Source organism: Brevundimonas naejangsanensis (genome assembly GCF_000635915.2).
In the GTDB taxonomy this organism is placed as follows: domain Bacteria; phylum Pseudomonadota; class Alphaproteobacteria; order Caulobacterales; family Caulobacteraceae; genus Brevundimonas; species Brevundimonas sanguinis.
The window spans coordinates 161,886-175,690 of the sequence record NZ_CP015614.1; the positions used below are offsets into that span (position 1 = coordinate 161,886).

14 protein-coding genes and 1 pseudogene are annotated in these 13,805 nt (G+C 68.3%); 11 read left to right on the top strand and 4 right to left on the bottom strand.

From position 1 onward, the window contains the following. Positions 1-8: 8 nt before the first annotated feature. The 4 genes and pseudogenes from tldD to DA69_RS00785 form a co-directional block, all read right to left on the bottom strand. Positions 9-1,439, bottom strand: a complete 1,431-nt coding sequence (gene tldD / locus DA69_RS00770; protein WP_025977928.1) for a metalloprotease TldD — start codon at positions 1,437-1,439, stop codon at positions 9-11. A 106-nt stretch (positions 1,440-1,545) separates the two neighbouring features. Next, the gene (locus DA69_RS00775; protein WP_025977927.1) at positions 1,546-2,325 is read right to left on the bottom strand and encodes a GIN domain-containing protein; all 780 of its coding nucleotides are present in this window, start codon (positions 2,323-2,325) and stop codon (positions 1,546-1,548) included. A 22-nt stretch (positions 2,326-2,347) separates the two neighbouring features. Then, positions 2,348-2,914, bottom strand: a complete 567-nt coding sequence (locus DA69_RS00780) for a DUF1700 domain-containing protein (protein ID WP_025977926.1) — start codon at positions 2,912-2,914, stop codon at positions 2,348-2,350. A gap of 116 nt (positions 2,915-3,030) precedes the next feature. Continuing rightward, positions 3,031-3,342, bottom strand: a pseudogene (locus DA69_RS00785) (PadR family transcriptional regulator); the annotation flags it as partial. A gap of 275 nt (positions 3,343-3,617) precedes the next feature. Here DA69_RS00785 and coxB point away from each other — a divergent pair. From coxB to DA69_RS00840, 11 genes are all read left to right on the top strand, one after another. Continuing rightward, the gene (gene coxB / locus DA69_RS00790) at positions 3,618-4,577 is read left to right on the top strand and encodes a cytochrome c oxidase subunit II (RefSeq protein WP_025977924.1); all 960 of its coding nucleotides are present in this window, start codon (positions 3,618-3,620) and stop codon (positions 4,575-4,577) included. Positions 4,578-4,600: 23 nt separating this feature from the next. Beyond that, positions 4,601-6,247, top strand: a complete 1,647-nt coding sequence (gene ctaD, locus DA69_RS00795; RefSeq protein WP_025977923.1) for a cytochrome c oxidase subunit I — start codon at positions 4,601-4,603, stop codon at positions 6,245-6,247. 63 nt (positions 6,248-6,310) lie between these two features. After that, on the top strand, positions 6,311-7,288 hold the full coding sequence (gene cyoE, locus DA69_RS00800; RefSeq protein ID WP_082891398.1) for a heme o synthase: 978 nt from the start codon (positions 6,311-6,313) through the stop codon (positions 7,286-7,288). Positions 7,289-7,294: 6 nt separating this feature from the next. Beyond that, entirely contained in the window at positions 7,295-7,552 is a 258-nt protein-coding gene (locus tag DA69_RS00805) for a hypothetical protein (RefSeq protein WP_025977921.1), read from the top strand. Continuing rightward, the gene (locus DA69_RS00810) at positions 7,549-8,112 is read left to right on the top strand and encodes a cytochrome c oxidase assembly protein (protein ID WP_025977920.1); all 564 of its coding nucleotides are present in this window, start codon (positions 7,549-7,551) and stop codon (positions 8,110-8,112) included. The genes DA69_RS00805 and DA69_RS00810 overlap by 4 nt, the downstream gene beginning before the upstream one ends. Positions 8,113-8,166: 54 nt before the next feature. Next, positions 8,167-9,045 carry a cytochrome c oxidase subunit 3 gene (locus DA69_RS00815; RefSeq protein ID WP_025977919.1) on the top strand — a complete coding sequence of 293 codons (879 nt, stop codon included), beginning with the start codon at positions 8,167-8,169 and terminating at the stop codon, positions 9,043-9,045. A 59-nt stretch (positions 9,046-9,104) separates the two neighbouring features. Beyond that, positions 9,105-9,470 (top strand): DUF983 domain-containing protein, encoded by a 366-nt coding sequence (locus DA69_RS00820; protein WP_051582113.1) that lies wholly within the window; start codon positions 9,105-9,107, stop codon positions 9,468-9,470. Continuing rightward, positions 9,467-10,177: an SURF1 family protein gene (locus DA69_RS00825; RefSeq protein ID WP_025977917.1), complete on the top strand. Its 711-nt coding sequence runs from the start codon at positions 9,467-9,469 to the stop codon at positions 10,175-10,177. Before DA69_RS00820 ends, DA69_RS00825 begins: the two co-directional genes overlap by 4 nt. A gap of 65 nt (positions 10,178-10,242) precedes the next feature. Then, positions 10,243-11,463 (top strand): M16 family metallopeptidase, encoded by a 1,221-nt coding sequence (locus DA69_RS00830; protein ID WP_145915937.1) that lies wholly within the window; start codon positions 10,243-10,245, stop codon positions 11,461-11,463. Between the two features lie 56 nt (positions 11,464-11,519). Then, the gene (locus DA69_RS00835; RefSeq protein WP_025977915.1) at positions 11,520-12,122 is read left to right on the top strand and encodes a GNAT family N-acetyltransferase; all 603 of its coding nucleotides are present in this window, start codon (positions 11,520-11,522) and stop codon (positions 12,120-12,122) included. Between the two features lie 10 nt (positions 12,123-12,132). Continuing rightward, entirely contained in the window at positions 12,133-13,800 is a 1,668-nt protein-coding gene (locus DA69_RS00840) for a putative bifunctional diguanylate cyclase/phosphodiesterase (RefSeq protein ID WP_025977914.1), read from the top strand. Positions 13,801-13,805 lie beyond the last annotated feature (5 nt).

A 13,805-nucleotide genomic window follows, 5' to 3' on the forward strand; every position in this document is an offset into this window, starting at 1 on the left:
CGGGGCGGTCAGACCGCCGTGCCGCCGACGGTCAGGCCGCCGATCTTGAGGCTGGGCTGGCCGATGCCGACGGGGACGCCTTGCCCGGCCTTGCCGCAGGTGCCGACGCCGGGGTCGAAGGCGAAGTCGTCGCCGATCATCTGGATCTGGGTCAGGGCCGTGGCCCCGTCGCCGATCAGGGTGGCGCCGCGCACCGGCGCGGTGATCTTGCCGTCCTCGATCAGATAGGCCTCGGTGCACTGGAAGACGAATTTGCCGTTGGTGATGTCCACCTGGCCGCCGCCGAAGTTGGCGGCGTAGAGGCCGCGCTTGGTCGAGGCGATCATGTCCGCCTGCGAATCCTTGCCGCCTTCCATGAAGGTGTTGGTCATGCGCGGCATCGGCGTGTGGGCGAAGGACTGGCGACGACCGTTGCCGGTGGCGTTCGCGCCCAGCTGACGCGCCGACAGCCGGTCGTGCATCAGGCCGACCATGATGCCGTCCTCGATCAGCACGGTGCGCGAGGTCGGGGTGCCTTCGTCGTCGAACGACAGGGAGCCGCGACGCCCGGCGATGGAGCCGTCATCCACGACCGTCACGCCCGGCGCGGCCACGCGCTTGCCCATCATGCCGGTGAAGACCGACGAGCCCTTGCGGTGGAAGTCGCCCTCGAAGCCGTGGCCGACCGCCTCGTGCAGCAGGACGCCGGGCCAGCCCGCGCCCAGCACCACGTCCATCTCGCCCGCCGGGCAGTCGACGGCCTCCAGATTGACCAGGGCCTGACGCAGGGCCTCGTCTACCTGAGCCTGCCAGCGTTCGGGGGCGATCCATTCCTCGAAGCCCGCGCGGCCGCCGGCGCCCGACGAGGCGCTTTCGCGCTTGCCGTCCTTCTCGACGGTGACGGAGACGTTCAACCGCACCAGCGGGCGCAGGTCGCTGAGCAGCCGCCCGTCGCCGCGCAGGATGTCGATGGCGCGGCGCTCGCCGACCAGGGAGGCCGAGACCTGCACCACGCGCGGATCGCGGGCGCGGGCCCAGGCGTCGATCTCGGCCAGCAGGGCGATCTTGTCCGAGAAGGCCGGGGCCAGCAGCGGATCGACCGGATCATAGAGGCGTTGGTTGGTGGCGCGCGGCGCCTCGGCGGCGGTTCCGTCATAGCCGCGCTTGGCGAGCGCAGCGCTGTCGGCGGCGCGGCGGATGGCGGCGGCGGAGATTTCGTTGGCGTGGGCGTAACCGGCCGTCTCGCCCGCCACCACGCGCAGGCCGAAGCCCTCGACCGCGTCATAGGAGGCGCCCTTCAGCCGCCCGTCGTCGAAGACCAGGGATTCGCTCTCGGTCTTTTCGAGGAACAGCTCCCCGTCGTCGGCGCCCGCCAGGGCGGTCTGCAGGATCGACAGGGCCTCGTCCGGGGCTACGCCCGCGGCGTCGAGGATGGGGGAGGGGGAGGCGGCGTTGCTCATGGAGGCTAGATAGGGGCTGAGGAGCGCCGCGTCACGGCCCGCAAAGCAATCGGCCCCTCTCGCCGTGCGAAAGGGGCCGATCAGGCGGTCAGTCGGTGGGCGTGGATCAGTCCTGCGACACCTCGCCGGAGCCGCTGACCGACTGGCGCAGTTCGCCGGGGCGGCGGGTCAGGCGGACCTCGCCGCTGCCCGAGACGTCGACCTCGGCCTTGCCGCTGGGGCCGACGCGGACATCGCCCGAGCCGCTGACCTGGACCTTGGCGTCCTCGACGATCAGTTCGTCGAGGCGGGCGTCGCTGGAGCCCGAGGCGTCCACCGTTACGGCGCCGGTGCGGCCCTGAACGCGCACGTCCGACGCGCCGGTCAGGGTCAGGTCCAGCGTCGGCTGGTCATAGCCGCGGATCTTCAGCTCGGTCGGGCCGGACAGGTCGAAGGCCTTCACCGAGGGCGCCTTGATGATGATCTTCAGGGCGTCGGTCTCGCTCCAGCCGCGAATGCCGGTGCGGGTCCAGCGGACATAGCTGCGGTCGCCGCGCGGGGCTTCCTCGAGCGTCAGGCGGCCGTTGGCGAAGCGGACGCGGTTCACCACCGTCTCGGCGCCCGTGACGGTGATGCCCGGCGCGTCGGCCTGCTGGTCGTAGACGACGTCGGCGGGGATGTTGATGGCCAGACGCTCGTCGCCCGTCCATGCGATGGTGCGCGTGGCGTCCGGCGACACCTGGCCGCGCTCGACGGTGAAGCCGCTGTCGCCGGCCTCGTCGTCGGTGATCACCCAGGTCCAGTCGTGGCGGGCCAGGTCGCGGCCGCCCACGGCGAAGGCGCCGCCGAAGCCGACGATGGCCAGGATCAGGCCTGCGCCGGAGATGATGAGCAGATTGCGGATCATGACGTGTTCTCCCCTCTGTCGCTTAGGCCTGGGGTTCCAGGGCGGGTTTGATGACGCGGTAGTGCAGCCGGGCGTACCAGACGGTGGCGTCGATCAGCCACTTGGTCAGCAAGGCCATGGTTCCGACCATGAAGATGCCCAGACCCATCAGGCCGACGCCCAGCAGCGCGGCGGCCAGCGCCCCGCCCGGCAGGCCCATGAAGGCGCCCGCCACCATGACGAAGCCGCCGGCGATGAAGACGCCGACGCCGCCCAGCAGCAGGGACAGCACCGTGCCGAAGACGGGCAGGGCGATCGGCAGCAGGATCAGGATGTCGATGGCGCCCAGACCCAGGATGCCGAACACGGCCCCGGCGGCGGACGACGCCGACGGCTCCTGACGCCAGCGCTGGGCGCCGGCCTCGGCCTTCAGTTCGCGGGCCAGGCGATCGGGATCGCCCAGGGCCTCGGCCACCTCGGCCTCGCTGCGCCCAGCGGCGGCGCCGTCGGCGAAGTGGGCTTCATAGTCGGCGACGATCTCATTGGCGGCGGCGGCGGGCAGGCCCACCAGGCCGCGGCGCAGGCGCGCCAGAAATTCCGCGCGGTTCATTGGTCCTCTCCCCTGTCAGCTTGGGCGGTCGATTCGGTTTGGGCGCTCTGGTCGAGCAGGGCGGGCGTTTCCGCCGGGGCCTGGGCGACGATGACGGATTCGCCTTCATCGCCCGCGATCAGGGCCTCGACGGCGCGAGCGAAGGCCCGCCACTCGCCGGTCTGGCCGTCCAGGGCGCGGCGCCCCGCATCGGTCAGTCGATAATATTTCCGCGACGGGCCGCTGGATGATTCGACCATATAGGTCTCGACCAGGCCGTCGGTCTGCATCCGCCGCATCAGCGGATAGATGGTGCCTTCGCCCATGCCGATGGCGTCGGACAGGCGGCTGGCGATCTCATAGGCGTAGCTGTCGCGCCGGGCGAGCAGCGCCAGGACACACAGCCCCAGCACGCCTTTCTTCAGTTGAATGTCGATGGTGTCGCGCATGGCCTCCCTGCGGGCCTCCCTCTTGGGCATCCCTGTCTGGATGACGAAGAGGTATCGCAAGGTATCTTGTGGTGCAAGGTAGCTGTTCAAACATGACAGCGAATTAATCGATCGCATTTTGTCGAGACGGCGCCCTAGGTGCGCTTGATCGCTTGGCAAGGGCGATCCGAGCCGATAAGGACCGGCCCATGACACGCCGAGGTCCTCTGGGCCCGGCGACGCTTGCGAATTGCTCGCAAACGTCTGCTGCTGAACGGTTTATGAGGACTTCTCTAATGGGGATGGGCATGCGAGCCATGGCGCGGTTGGGAGGCGGTATCGCCGCGACCGCCCTTGCCGCCATTTTCGCCGCGCCGGCGATGGCGCAGGATGTGTTGGGTCAGCCGGTTCCGGCGGGCCTGGGCCTGCAGACGGCGGCCGCGCCGCTGGCGCATGAGGCTCACTTCTTCCACAACATCGTGCTGATGCCGGTGATCACCGCCATCTGCGTGCTGGTACTGGTGCTGCTGGTGTGGATCGCGATCCGCTACAACAAGCGCGCCAATCCGACCCCGGCCAAGTGGAGCCACAACACCCTGATCGAAGTGATCTGGACGGTGGTGCCGGTGCTGATCCTGGTCGGCATCTCCCTCTTCTCGTTCCGCCTGCTGTTCGCCTACCACGACTATCCGGATGCGGACGTCACGGTGAAGATCACCGGCAACCAGTGGAACTGGGGCTATGAATATCCGGACCAGGGCGTGGCCGAGTACATCTCGAACATGCTGCCGGAAGACAAGACGACCAAGCAACTGTACCGTCTGGCCGCCGATGAGCCGATGGTGGTGCCGGTCGGCGAGAACGTCCGCCTGCTGATCACCGCTTCGGACGTGATCCACGCCGTCGCCATTCCGGCCTTCGCCATCAAGGTCGACGCCGTTCCGGGCCGTATGAACGAGACCTGGTTCCGCGCCGAGAAGGAAGGCGACTACTACGGCCAGTGCTCTGAACTGTGCGGCGTCGACCACGCCTTCATGCCGATCCACGTCAAGGTGGTCAGCAAGCAGGCCTTCGCCGAATGGGTCGCCTCCAAGGGCGGCTCGATGACCAAGGCGGCTGACGAAGCCGCTGCTGCGGCCGCGCCCGCCGCCGCCGAAGCGCCCGCCGCTCCGGCTGCCGGCGCCGCCGCCCCGACCGACGCCGCGCCTGCGGCCCCCGCAACCGCCGCCGCGCCCGCCGCGCCGGCTGCTCAGTAAGAGAGACGCGAGAGCCCAGACCGATGGCCACCGCAGCTGTTCACGATCCGCACGACCACAAGCCGGGTTTCTTCACCCGCTGGTTCCTGTCGACCAACCATAAGGACATCGGGCTTCTGTACCTGATGTTCGCCATCTTCACCGGCCTCATCGGCGGCGCCCTGTCGGGCCTGATCCGGTGGGAGCTGGCGGAGCCGGGCATCCAGATCTTCAAGGAAGGCTCCTTCGTCCAGTATCTGGGCCTGGTTGAGGCTTCCAAGCACGGCTACAACGCCACCGTCACGGCGCACGCCCTGATCATGGTGTTCTTCGTCGTCATGCCGGCGACGATGGGCGGCTTCGGCAACTACTTCATCCCGATCATGATCGGGGCGCCGGACATGGCCTTCCCGCGTCTGAACAACATTTCGTTCTGGCTGATCTTCTTCGCCTTCGTGCTGCTGATCCTGTCGATGTTCGTCGACGGCGGGCCGGGGCGCGGGTTCGGCGGGGGCTGGACCTCCTATCCGCCGCTGTCGACCATGGGTCACGCAGGGCCGTCGTTCGACCTGGCGATCTTCTCGCTGCACGTCGCCGGCGCCTCGTCGATCCTGGGCGCGATCAACTTCATCACCACCATCTTCAACATGCGCGCGCCGGGCATGACCCTGCACCGCATGCCGCTGTTCGCCTGGGGCGTGCTGATCACCGCCTTCCTGCTGCTGATCTCGCTGCCGGTTCTGGCGGGCGCCATCACCATGCTGCTGTCTGACCGTAACTTCGGCACGTCGTTCTTCGACCCGGCCGGCGGCGGCGACCCGGTGATGTACCAGCACCTGTTCTGGTTCTTCGGCCACCCCGAAGTGTACATCATGATCCTGCCGGGCTTCGGCATGATCTCGCACATCGTCTCGACCTTCTCGAAGAAGCCGATCTTCGGCTACCTCGCGATGGCCTACGCCATGGTCGCCATCGGCTTCATCGGCTTCATCGTGTGGGCGCACCACATGTATACGGTCGGCATGAGCGTGAACCTGCGCGCCTATTTCGTGGCCGCGACCATGATCATCGCCGTGCCCACGGGCGTGAAGATCTTCAGCTGGATCGCCACCATGTGGGGCGGCTCGATCACCTTCAAGACGCCCATGCTGTGGGCGATGGGCTTCATCTTCCTGTTCACCGTCGGCGGCGTGACCGGCGTGGTCCTGTCGAACGCCGGTATCGACTACAGCCTGCACGACACCTACTACGTCGTGGCGCACTTCCACTACGTGCTGTCGCTGGGCGCCATCTTCTCGATCTTCGCCGCCTTCTACTACTGGTACGAAAAGATGTTCGGGGTGAAGTACAACGAGTTCCTGGGCCAGGCGCACTTCTGGATCATGTTCATCGGCGTGAACCTGATCTTCTTCCCGCAGCACTTCCTGGGCCTGCAGGGCATGCCGCGTCGTTACGTCGACTATCCGGAAGCCTTCACCTACTGGAACTACGTGTCCTCGGTGGGCTACGTCATCACCATCGTCGGCGTCGGCGTCTTCCTGGTGATGCTGCTGGAGTCGGCCATCCGTCGCCGCAAGGCCGAGGCCAACCCGTGGGGCGAAGGCGCCACCACCCTGGAGTGGACCCTGTCCTCGCCGCCGCCGCACCACCAGTTCAACGAACTGCCGGTGGTCAAGGCGGACAACCACTGATCCTTATCGGATAGACCCGGAGAGGCCGCCCTTCCGCAACCGGAAGGGCGGCCTTTGCTCTTTATGACCATGACCGATCACCCCGCCCGCGAAACCCCGCTTGTCACCAGCGCCCAGCCGGAAGATTTCTTCCAGTTGCTGAAGCCGCGCGTCATGTCGCTGGTGGTGTTCACCGCGGTCACCGGACTGATCGTCGCGCCGGGACGGCTGGACTGGATCAACGCCGTCGTCGCCATCCTGTGCATCGCCATGGGGGCGGGGGCCGCCGGCGCGCTCAACATGGCGATCGAGGGCGAGACCGACGCCCTGATGCGCCGCACGCGCGGCCGGCCCGTCGCCGCCGGACGGGTGCGCAAGAACGACGCCATGGCCTTCGGCATGGTGTTGTCGGTCTTCTCGGTCATGCTGCTGGGCATGACCACCAACTGGCTGGCGGGCGGACTGCTGGCCCTGACCATCGTCTACTACGCCTGGCTCTACACCCTGGTGCTGAAGCGCCGCACGCCGCAGAACATCGTCATCGGCGGGGCGGCGGGCGCCTTTCCGCCGGTGATCGGCTGGGCGGCCGTGACGGGCGACGCCCCGTGGCAGGCCTGGCTGCTGTTCCTGATCATCTTCACCTGGACGCCGCCGCACACCTGGGCCCTGGCCCTCTATTCGGCCGGCGACTACGCCAAGGCCGGCATTCCGATGATGCCGGTGGCGCGCGGCGCCAAGTCCACCCGCCTGCAGATCCTACTCTACACCCTGGTCTTCGTGCCGGTGGCGATCGCCCCGGCGCTGACGGGGCTGGGCGGGCCCATCTATCTGGTGGTGTCGATCGTCGGCGGCGTGGCCTTCCTGGGCCTGGCGCTGCGGCTCTATCGCTCGCGCGCGGGCGATCAGCCCGACAAGGCCGAGGCCGTGGGACGAGAGGCCGCATTGTATGACGTCCGGGCCGAGGCCAAACCGGCCCGCAACCTGTTCGCCTTTTCCATTCTGTATCTTATGGCGCTGTTCTCGGCCCTCCTGGTCGAGCATTTGCCCGGCGTTGGAGGCTAAACCCCTGTGTCCCAACTCAAATACATCAAGCTGACCGATGAGCAGGCCCGCGCGCGCAAGCGTCGCAATGTGGCCATCGCCCTGGGGCTGCTGGGGTTCATCGCCCTGGTCTACCTGGTCACCCTGTCGCGGATGAGCGCCAACAACGAGGCGCGCAAGGCGGCCGAGGCCGAGGCTCTGGCGACGCTGGAGCGCGCCGATCCGGCCCTGCCGCCTCCGGTTCAGCCGGACGCGCCCGCGTCCTCGGAGGCAGCCCGGCCGTGACCAAGCAGAACAAGGTCGCGATCCTGTGCGCGGCTCTGGTGCTGACGATGACCGGCGCGGCCTTTGCGGCGGTGCCCCTCTATCGCATCTTCTGTCAGGTGACGGGCTTTGACGGCACGGTGAAGCGGGCCGAGGCGGCCCCGACGCAGATCCTGGATCAGGAGGTGCTGATTCGGTTCGACACCAATGTGCGCGACCTGCCGATGACCTTCCGCGCCGAAACCCTGAGCCAGAAGGTGCGGATCGGCGAGACCGGCATGGCCTATTTCGAGGTGACCAACACTTCGAACCAGACCCTGCACGCCACGGCGGCCTATAATGTCGTGCCCGAGCGGGCGGGGCCTTATTTCCAGAAACTGCAGTGTTTCTGCTTCGAAGGTCAGGAAATCGCGCCGGGCGCGACGGTTTCCTTCCCGATTCAGTACTTCGTGGCGCCCGAACTGGCGACCGACGCCGAGGTGAAGGGCGTCCGCCAGATCACGCTGAGCTACACCTTCTTCCCGACCAAGGGCTTCCAGCAGGCGGCTGCGAACGACTCTGCTGTTGGCAAAGCCGGATAGCGAGGGCTATAGCCCTCTTCAAACATTCTCGCCTTGATTACAGAGACTCCAGGAATGGCCGACGCGCACGCGAAACCGCAACACGACTACCACCTGGTCGACCCCAGCCCTTGGCCGCTGGTCGGCTCCTTCTCCGCCTGCGTCATGTTCATCGGCGCCGTCGTGTGGATGAAGGGGCTGTTCGGCCTCGAGGCCGGCACCAAGTGGATGTTCTTCGTCGGCCTGGCCGGCGTCCTGTTCACCATGTTCTCGTGGTGGTCGGACGTGGTGAAGGAAAGCCGCAAGGGCGACCACACCCCCGTCGTCGGCATCGGCCTGCGTTACGGCATGGTGCTGTTCATCGCTTCGGAAGTGATGTTCTTCGTCTCCTTCTTCTGGATGTTCTTCGACATGGCGATCTTTAATGAATCGCGTGCGATCATCCCGGAAGTCGGCAACTGGATGGACACCGCCGCCGCCTGGAAGACCTGGCCGCCGACGGGCGTCGAGTTGCTGGATCCGTGGAGCCTGCCGCTCATGAACACGGTCATCCTGCTGCTGTCGGGCACGACCCTGACCTGGGCGCACCACGCCATCATCGCCGGCGACCGCAAGGCCGCCAAGATGGGCCTGCTGATCACCGTCCTGCTGGGCCTGCTGTTCACCGGCGTTCAGGCCTATGAGTATTACCACATCCTGCACGGCCACCTGTTCTTCAGCGAAGACGCGGCCCAGGCCAAGCTGTACGGTTCGATCTTCTTCATGACGACGGGCTTCCACGGCTTCCACGTCGCGGTCGGCACCATCTTCCTGGCCGTCTGCCTGCTGCGCCTGCAGGCTGGTCAGATGTCGCCGCAGAAGCACTTCGGCCTCGAAGCCGCCGCCTGGTACTGGCACTTCGTCGACGTGGTGTGGCTGTTCCTGTTCGTCTTCATGTACGTCGTCTTCGGTTGATCGAACACGACGGACAAGTCGAGCTTTCGTCGGCGCGGGGCCCCAGGTCCCGCGCCGATTTGCTTGTCTGGCCTGCTGTGCGCGCAGGGCTGACGGGGCGCTGTCCCGCCTGTGGTCGCGGGCCGCTGTTCGAGGGCTTCCTGAAGCGCCGTGCGTCCTGCGAGGCGTGCGGCTTTGATCTGGGCGCGGTCGAGACGGGCGACGGCGCGGCCACCTTCATCATGCAGATCGCCGGCTTCCTGGTCGGGTTTTCGGCGCTGGCGGTCGAGATCGCCTTCAGCCCGCCGATCTGGCTGCACCTGATCATCTGGCTGCCGCTGACGGCGGGTCTGGCCCTGGCCTTGATGCGGCCGGGAAAGGGGTTGATGACGGCGCTTCAGATGCTGCGTCAGCGCAGCGACGATTCACCCCGAGAGACCCGATGACCGACGCCGCCCGGCCTCGTTTTCCCTATGTCCTGACTGTCGTGACGGTGCTGGCGCTGGCCCTGCTGCTGACGCTGGGCGTGTGGCAGGCGCAGCGGCTGCAGTGGAAGCTGGACCTGATCGCCCGCTCCGAAGCGGCCGCCCGTCAGGCGCCGGTTCCTCTTGCGGATGCGCTGGCGCTGGAGGACCCCGAGTTCCGTCAGGCGATCGTCACCTGCCGCGGCCTGAACACGGCGCCCTTCGTCGAGTTGCAGACCATCGAGGACGGCGACGCCGGCGTGCGGCTGATCTCGGCCTGTCCGATCCAGGGACGGGGGACCATTCTGGTCGATCGCGGCTTCCTGCCTGCCGAGGTCGCCGAGCGTCCCGCCGTTCGCGCCGATGCGGCCATGCCGGTCGTGATCGCGGGCGTGGTGCGCCGGGCGACTGAGCCGAACGCCATGACGCCGCCGCCCTCGGGCCAGGTCTTCTACGGCCGCGACCAGACGGCGATGGCCAAGGCTCTGGGCGTGGCCGGGCCGGTGTCGCCCTACACCGTCTATGCGACGACCTCGGCCAATCCCGAGCTGACGGCGCTGCGGCCCGTGGCACCGCCCGCCGCCTTCAGCAACAATCACCTGGGCTACGCCCTGACCTGGTTCGGCCTGGCCGCTGTGCTGGTCGGCTTCTATGCGGCCGTGATGGTCCGCCGCTACCGTTCTTCCTGAGGACAATCGATCTGACTGCTCGCCTTCACACCCTGTCCAATGGCGTTCGCGTCGTGTGCGACCCCATGCCCGGCCTGCGCACCATCGCCGTGACCGTGGCCGTCAACGGCGGCGCCCGTATGGAGAACGAGGCGCAGTCCGGCTGGTCGCACCTGCTGGAGCATCTGGTCTTCAAGGGCGCGGGCGACATGGGCGCGCGCGAGATCGTCGAGCGTGTCGAGGCCGAGGGCGGCTCCATCAACGCCGCGACCGGCTATGAGCGCACCAGTTTCGACATCCGCGCGCTGAAGGGCAGCCTGCCGCTGGCCATGCAGGTGCTGTCGGATCTGGTGTTCCGCCCGACCCTGGCGCCCGAGGAGATCGAGCGCGAGAAGGACGTGGTGGCCCAGGAGATCGCCGAAGCCTTCGACACCCCCGACGACCATGTGTTCGAGATGGCCCAGACCCGCGCCTTCGTGGGGCAGGCGCTGGGGCGGCCGATCCTGGGCTCCATCGCCAGCCTGGCGCCGGTCGAGCGCGAGACGATCGGCGACTGGCGCCGACGTCTCTATTCGCCCGACCGCATGGTCGTGGCTGTCTCGGGCGGGGTGGACGAAGACGAGCTTCTGCCGCTGGCCGAGGCCTGGTTCGGCCATCAGACGGCGACGCCGACCGAGGCGCTGCCGCCGGCCGTCTTCGTCGGCGGCGAGGCGCGGCTGGCGCGCAAGATCGAACAGGCCAATCTGGTGTTCCAGCTGCCGACCATCGGCGCGCGCGACGAGCGGCTGCCCGCCCTGCGCCTGTTCACCGAAATCCTGGGCGGGGGCATGGCTTCGCGCCTGTTCCAGAGCGCGCGCGAGGATCGCGGCCTAGCCTACGCCATCGACGCCTATCACGAGACCTACGACGATCTGGGGCTGCTGGGCGTCTACGCCGGGGCGGGGGCCGAACGCTCGGTCGAGCTGGCCGAACTGTGCGCGGCCGAAATCCTGGATCTGGCCGAGCGGGGGCCCGCGCCGCAGGAGCTGGCGCGCGCCAAGGCGGTGCTGAACGCCAGCCTGTGGATGGCCGACGAAAGCCCGGCCAGCCGCGCGGGCCGCAATGCAGGCCAGACCCTGGTGTTCGGGGCGCCGGTCTCGTCCGAGGCGACGGCGGCCCGCATCGAGGCTCAAAGCGCCGAGGACCTGCGCGCCGTGGGGCGTGAGATGGCGGCGACGGGTCGGTCGGCCAGCGCCGTGCTGGGGCCGCGCGGGGCGGGCGGGGCGGGCGCCGCCTTCCGCGCCGCCATGTTGGCAGCCGGCGGCTGACGTCATCTTTGTCGCCGGCGGCTGACGCCGGGGCTGCGACGGGTTATCCTGATCCCATGGCCCTGTTCGACTGGATGGCCGAGGCGACCGGACCGGTCCTGAACGGGCAGGGGGTCGTGCTGCGTCCGCCGCGCCCTTCTGACTATATGGCGTGGGCCTCCCTGCGCGAGGAGTCGCGCGCCTATCTGCAGCCGTGGGAGCCGGCCTGGCCCGAGGACGATCTGACCCGGGCCGCCTTTCGGCGCCGGCTGGGCGTCTATGCGCGCGAAATGGAGCTGGGCACGGCCTGGCCCCTGTTCATCTTCGATGGCGAGGATGAAGCCCTGCTGGGCGCCGTCACCCTGTCCAACATCCGGCGCGGCGTCGCCGAGACCGGGACGCTGGGCTATTGGGTCGGCCAGCCGCACGCAGGGCGCGGGGTCGGCACCACGGCGGTGCGCGCCATGCTGGCTTACGCCTTTGGCCCGTTGAAGCTGCATCGGGTCGAGGCGGCGTGCCTGCCGACCAACTACGCCTCGCGCCGGGTGCTGGAAAAGGCGGGGTTCCGTCATGAGGGACTGGCGCGGGCTTATTTGAAAATTAACGGCCGCTGGGCAGATCATCTGCTGTTCGGCGTTCTGAACACCGAGTTCGCGCCCACCCTTCCTCAGTCATGTTAGCGGGTACGCTTTGAGTGCAAGATCCAGAGCGTTGACGTGGGACCCCACCACGGCCATCGAAGCCTTGGCTGCGGCGGACGCCGCGCTTTGGATTTGGACCCCCGCCGAGGATCAGATCCGCTTCACCGGCGCCACCCGGCCGCTGGGACTGGGGCCGCTGGCGCCGCAATGCTCGGGCGCGGCCTTCACCGCCCTGGCAATGCCGCAGGACCGCGCCCTGGCCGATCGGCTGCTGAAGCCGCAGGCCGAGGGGACCGAGATCGCCGTGCGTCTGCGGATGCGCGGGTGCGAGACCTGTCTATGGCGCGGCGTCTGGCTGGAAGACGGCCTGCGCGCGGCGGGCATCGTCGCCCTGGAGACCAAGTTCGCCGGGGCGGATCGCGACACGCTGACCGGCCTGCTGGACCGGCGGACCTTTCGCGTCCGCGTCGCCGAAACCCTGGCGCAGCCCGGCGAGTATGAACTGGTCGTGGGCGATCTGGACCGCCTGCGCCGCCTGAACGAGGCCCTGGGGCACGAGCGGGCGGACCTGGTGCTGTCGGCCTTGGGGTCGCGACTGTCGGCGGCCTTTTCCGAAAGCTGCGCCCCCGCCCGGATCGGCGAGGACGAGTTCGCCATCCTGGTGAAGCGCGGCGGGACCAGCGGCGGGGCCCGGATGCGCGAGGCGCTGGAACAGCCGCTGCGCATGGCCGGTTTCGACATCTATCCCACCCTGTCCATCGGGGCGGTGACGGCCGAGGGCGGCCCCGACGCCCCGGACCCGGCCGAACTCCTGCGCCGCGCCGAGCTGGCGGTGGAGCAGGCCAAGACCGCCGGGCGCGGCGGGGCCGCCGCCTATGGCCGGGCGCTGGAAAGCGACAGCCTGTCGCGTCTGGCGCTGGAGGCGGACCTGCGCAACGCCTTCGTGCGCGGCGAGATCGAGCCCTTCTTCCAGCCGATCGTGAACCTGAACACCGGCGCCGTCGCCGGGTTCGAGGCCCTGGCGCGCTGGCGCCACCCTCGGCGCGGTCTGGTCCCGCCGGACGAGTTCCTGACCCTGGCCGATGAAATGGGCCTAATGAACGAACTGGGCCTGCTGATGATGACCCAGGCGGCGCGTCAGCTGGACGAGTGGCTGACCCGCCACCCCAATGCGGGGCGGCTGTTCTGCAGCGTCAACCTGTCGGTCGGCGAGATCGAACGCCCTTATCTGGTTGAGGATGTCGCCCGCATCATCAAGGAGACGGGCCTGCCGCGCGGCGCCCTCAAGCTGGAAGTCACCGAAGGCGACATCATGCGCGACACCGCCCGCGCCGCCGAGGTGCTGAAGGCCCTGCGCGAAGCCGGGGCCAGCCTGGCGCTGGACGACTTCGGCACCGGCTTCTCGTCGCTGTCCTACCTGGCCAAGCTGCCGTTCGACACGCTGAAGATCGACCGCTACTTCGTGCTGACGATGGACAAGGACGAGGGCTCGGCCAAGATCGTCAAATCGGTCGTCAACCTGGGCCGCGACCTGGCGCTGGAAGTCGTGGCCGAGGGGGTCGAGAACGCCGGCCTGGCCCGGCTGCTGCTGGCCGACGGCTGCCACTATGGGCAGGGGTTCGGTTATGCGCCCGCCCTGCCGGCGCAGGAGGCCGAGGTCTATTTGAACGAGTCCCTCGCCGACGGTTCCGCGCCGATCAAGGGGCGCTCGGCGTGAAGATA

Coding starts and splice junctions, on each gene's coding strand:
- DA69_RS00815 (WP_025977919.1), top strand. CDS start 8,167: ATGGCCGACGCGCACGCGAAACCGCAACACGACTACCACCTGGTCGAC.
- tldD (WP_025977928.1), bottom strand. CDS start 1,439: ATGAGCAACGCCGCCTCCCCCTCCCCCATCCTCGACGCCGCGGGCGTA.
- DA69_RS00830 (WP_145915937.1), top strand. CDS start 10,243: ATGCCCGGCCTGCGCACCATCGCCGTGACCGTGGCCGTCAACGGCGGC.
- cyoE (WP_082891398.1), top strand. CDS start 6,311: ATGACCATGACCGATCACCCCGCCCGCGAAACCCCGCTTGTCACCAGC.
- DA69_RS00825 (WP_025977917.1), top strand. CDS start 9,467: ATGACCGACGCCGCCCGGCCTCGTTTTCCCTATGTCCTGACTGTCGTG.
- DA69_RS00780 (WP_025977926.1), bottom strand. CDS start 2,914: ATGAACCGCGCGGAATTTCTGGCGCGCCTGCGCCGCGGCCTGGTGGGC.
- DA69_RS00835 (WP_025977915.1), top strand. CDS start 11,520: ATGGCCCTGTTCGACTGGATGGCCGAGGCGACCGGACCGGTCCTGAAC.
- ctaD (WP_025977923.1), top strand. CDS start 4,601: ATGGCCACCGCAGCTGTTCACGATCCGCACGACCACAAGCCGGGTTTC.
- DA69_RS00775 (WP_025977927.1), bottom strand. CDS start 2,325: ATGATCCGCAATCTGCTCATCATCTCCGGCGCAGGCCTGATCCTGGCC.
- coxB (WP_025977924.1), top strand. CDS start 3,618: ATGGGGATGGGCATGCGAGCCATGGCGCGGTTGGGAGGCGGTATCGCC.